This is a genomic window from Lutibacter sp., assembly GCF_013139515.1.
In the GTDB taxonomy this organism is placed as follows: domain Bacteria; phylum Bacteroidota; class Bacteroidia; order Flavobacteriales; family Flavobacteriaceae; genus Lutibacter.
In genome coordinates, this window is sequence record NZ_WTAR01000053.1 from 1 (window position 1) to 2,735 (window position 2,735).

6 protein-coding genes are annotated in these 2,735 nt (G+C 29.9%); 1 reads left to right on the top strand and 5 read right to left on the bottom strand.

Going from position 1 to position 2,735, the window contains the following annotated elements:
• The 5 genes from GQ540_RS05545 to GQ540_RS05565 form a co-directional block, all read right to left on the bottom strand.
• Positions 1-421, bottom strand: a 421-nt coding sequence (locus GQ540_RS05545) for a hypothetical protein (RefSeq protein WP_291798532.1), incomplete at its 3' end; no start/stop codon positions are given.
• Position 422: 1 nt separating this feature from the next.
• A complete protein-coding gene (locus tag GQ540_RS05550) occupies positions 423-563 on the bottom strand; it encodes a hypothetical protein (RefSeq protein ID WP_291798535.1) in 141 nt (46 codons plus the stop codon).
• A 3-nt stretch (positions 564-566) separates the two neighbouring features.
• Positions 567-731, bottom strand: coding sequence for a DUF4177 domain-containing protein (locus tag GQ540_RS05555; RefSeq protein ID WP_291798538.1), 165 nt, complete (start codon positions 729-731; stop codon positions 567-569).
• Between the two features lie 9 nt (positions 732-740).
• The gene (locus GQ540_RS05560; protein WP_291798541.1) at positions 741-878 is read right to left on the bottom strand and encodes a hypothetical protein; all 138 of its coding nucleotides are present in this window, start codon (positions 876-878) and stop codon (positions 741-743) included.
• 113 nt (positions 879-991) lie between these two features.
• On the bottom strand, positions 992-1,852 hold the full coding sequence (locus GQ540_RS05565; RefSeq protein WP_291798544.1) for an SPFH domain-containing protein: 861 nt from the start codon (positions 1,850-1,852) through the stop codon (positions 992-994).
• 112 nt (positions 1,853-1,964) lie between these two features.
• Between GQ540_RS05565 and GQ540_RS05570 the strand changes: the two genes are divergently transcribed.
• Positions 1,965-2,735, top strand: a 771-nt coding sequence (locus GQ540_RS05570) for a S1/P1 nuclease (RefSeq protein ID WP_291798547.1), incomplete at its 3' end; no start/stop codon positions are given.

Here is a 2,735-nt window from a genome sequence, read left to right on the forward strand (position 1 = left end):
CACTATTTAATTCTAATTGTAAACCAATATCTCCTTTTGTTGTAAAGGACTTTCCTTTTTTCTTTCTGAAACTAAATTTCACTCCCCAGCCACCATATTCAAAAATTGCATCGTAATTTCTAATATAACATTTTGAAACTTGGCTCCATTCAATAAGTTTGTAAGAAAAATGTAGTGGGAAATATTGATAATAAATGCCCCTTTCGTCTATCCTAGTTTTAAGTTTTAATTTAGCAAAAAGTATTGCAATTAGTAAAATTATTACTAAGCCGCTTAATCCACTAATTTTTTCTCCAATAGTTCCGTTAGAAATACTTTCCCATTCTTGTATTATTGAAAAACTAACAACAATAAATGCTATTGATAACCCTACAATTACCAAAGGTTGTGTAAATTTTTGTTCTTCAATAAATACTTTCATCTTATATTTTTTTAGGTATCTGAGTAAAGGCAGTTGAAAAAATAATCGCAAACGCAACACCAAGTCCGATATTGTTTAAAGCAACACCAACTCCTATTCCAAGTGCAATTCCAGCACCAATTTTTGAGTAATTTGATTTCATTTTTTATCTGTTTTTATCGCGTTCTAAAATAACTTTTGAAAAATTTCCATGGTTATCTCCAACAGCACTTTTTACTTCCCAACCTTCTCTGGCTAATTGGTTCAAAGCATTTTCAAAAACATCATCTTTTTTCCAAAAGTTTTTCTTAATAATTTTATATTCTTTCATGTTTTTAGGTTATCTATTTTTATCGCGTTCAAGTACAGCTTTTCGAATGTTACCTGATTGGTCAAAAGAAACATTGATAACTTGCCATCCTTGAGCTCCAAATTTGTTAAACATATCTTCAAATGTTTGATCTTTGTAAGCCCACATACTATCAGGCTTTATGATTTTATATTCTTTCATAATGTATTTTTTAAATAAATAAACTAATTGGGAATGTTGTTAAGACTATGATAATAATTACGATAATATAAATAACCATTTTAGTGATTTAAAGTTCCTGTATTAACAATAGGAGAAGCATCTTTATCAGAGCACAATACCACCATTAAATTACTTACCATTGCTGCTTTTCGTTCTTCATCTAAATCAACAATATTATTTTTACTTAGTTTATTTATTGCCATTTCTACCATACTAACAGCACCTTCCACTATTTTATGACGCGCAGCAATAATTGCAGTAGCTTGTTGTCTTTTAAGCATGGCGCTTGCAATTTCTTGTGCATAAGCTAAATAACCAATGCGTGCTTCTAAAACTTCAATCCCAGCCATACCTAAACGTTCAGCTAATTCTTTTTCTAAAGCTTCGCTTACTTCGTTTACACTTGCTCTTAACGTAATTTCTTCAGCTTTGCCATCATCTTCAAAATTATCATAAGGATATAAACTTGCTAATTTTCTTACAGCAGCATCTGATTGTACACGTACAAAATTTTCATAATTATCTACATCAAACGCGGCTTTAAAAGTGTCCTTTACTTTCCAAACAGCAATAGTACTAATCATAATTGGATTCCCTAATTTGTCATTTACTTTAACTCGCTCACTATCAAAGTTGCTGGCTCTTAAAGAGATGGACCTTTTTGTATATAATGGGTTTGCCCAATAAAATCCATTGTCTTTTACAGTTCCAATGTATTTCCCAAAAAGTAAAATTACTTTTGATGTATTAGGGTTTACCAAAAAGAAACCTGGTATACTAATAATTATTAGCAATAAAAAAATAATAAATAAAGGAATCATCCCCAATACAATATTTGTAATCGCACCAATAATGAATATAACGAATATGATTAGCATTGAATAGCCACTTGATAATTTAATAATTTTTTCTTCTGTCATAATATTTCTTTTAAAATGATATTAAAATGATATCACAAAGATATAAATTATTTTTTGTTATTTCCAAATTTTTAACAAACTTTATTTTTATCTTAGCTGAAAATAAAGAACAATGAAGTCAGTAAAATCAATATTTATAGTAGTAGCATTTTTAATATCATTTTCAGCATTAAATGCAAGTTCTCCAGATTGGGGAGCAACCGGGCACAGAGCTATAGGCGAAATCGCGACAGATTATTTAAAAGGAAAAACCAAACGGGCAATTTTAGACCTTTTAGACGGTCAAAGTTTAGCATTAGTTTCTACTTTTGGAGATGATATAAAATCAGACAAACGTTATAATGAATTTTACTCTTGGCATTATGTAAATATGCCTTTTGGTGTTAAATATGAAGATGCAGTGAAGAATCCTAAGGGAGATTTAGTTACTGGAATTGAAAAATGTAAAGCTGTTATTTTAGATGAGAAATCTTCTAAAGAAGATAAGGTGTTTTATATTAAAATGTTGGTACATTTAATAGGGGATTTGCATCAGCCAATGCATGTTGGTAGAAAAGAAGATAAAGGAGGAAATGATATTCAAGTACAATGGTTTAACAATGGTACTAATTTGCATAGAGTTTGGGATAGTAATATGATCAACCATTTTAATATGACATATACTGAACTTGCTAGCAATGTTGATGAAATTTCAAAAGAACAAGTGAAATTTTTACAAAAAGGTAGTGTTGCAGATTGGGCAAATGAAACGCAGGTATTTGCTGTAAAAGCATATAAATCTACAAAAACAGGTGATAAATTAGGGTATAGATATATGTACGATAATTTTGGAGTGGTGCGTTCTCAATTGCAAAAAGGAGGAATTCGTTTAGCGAAAGTTTTA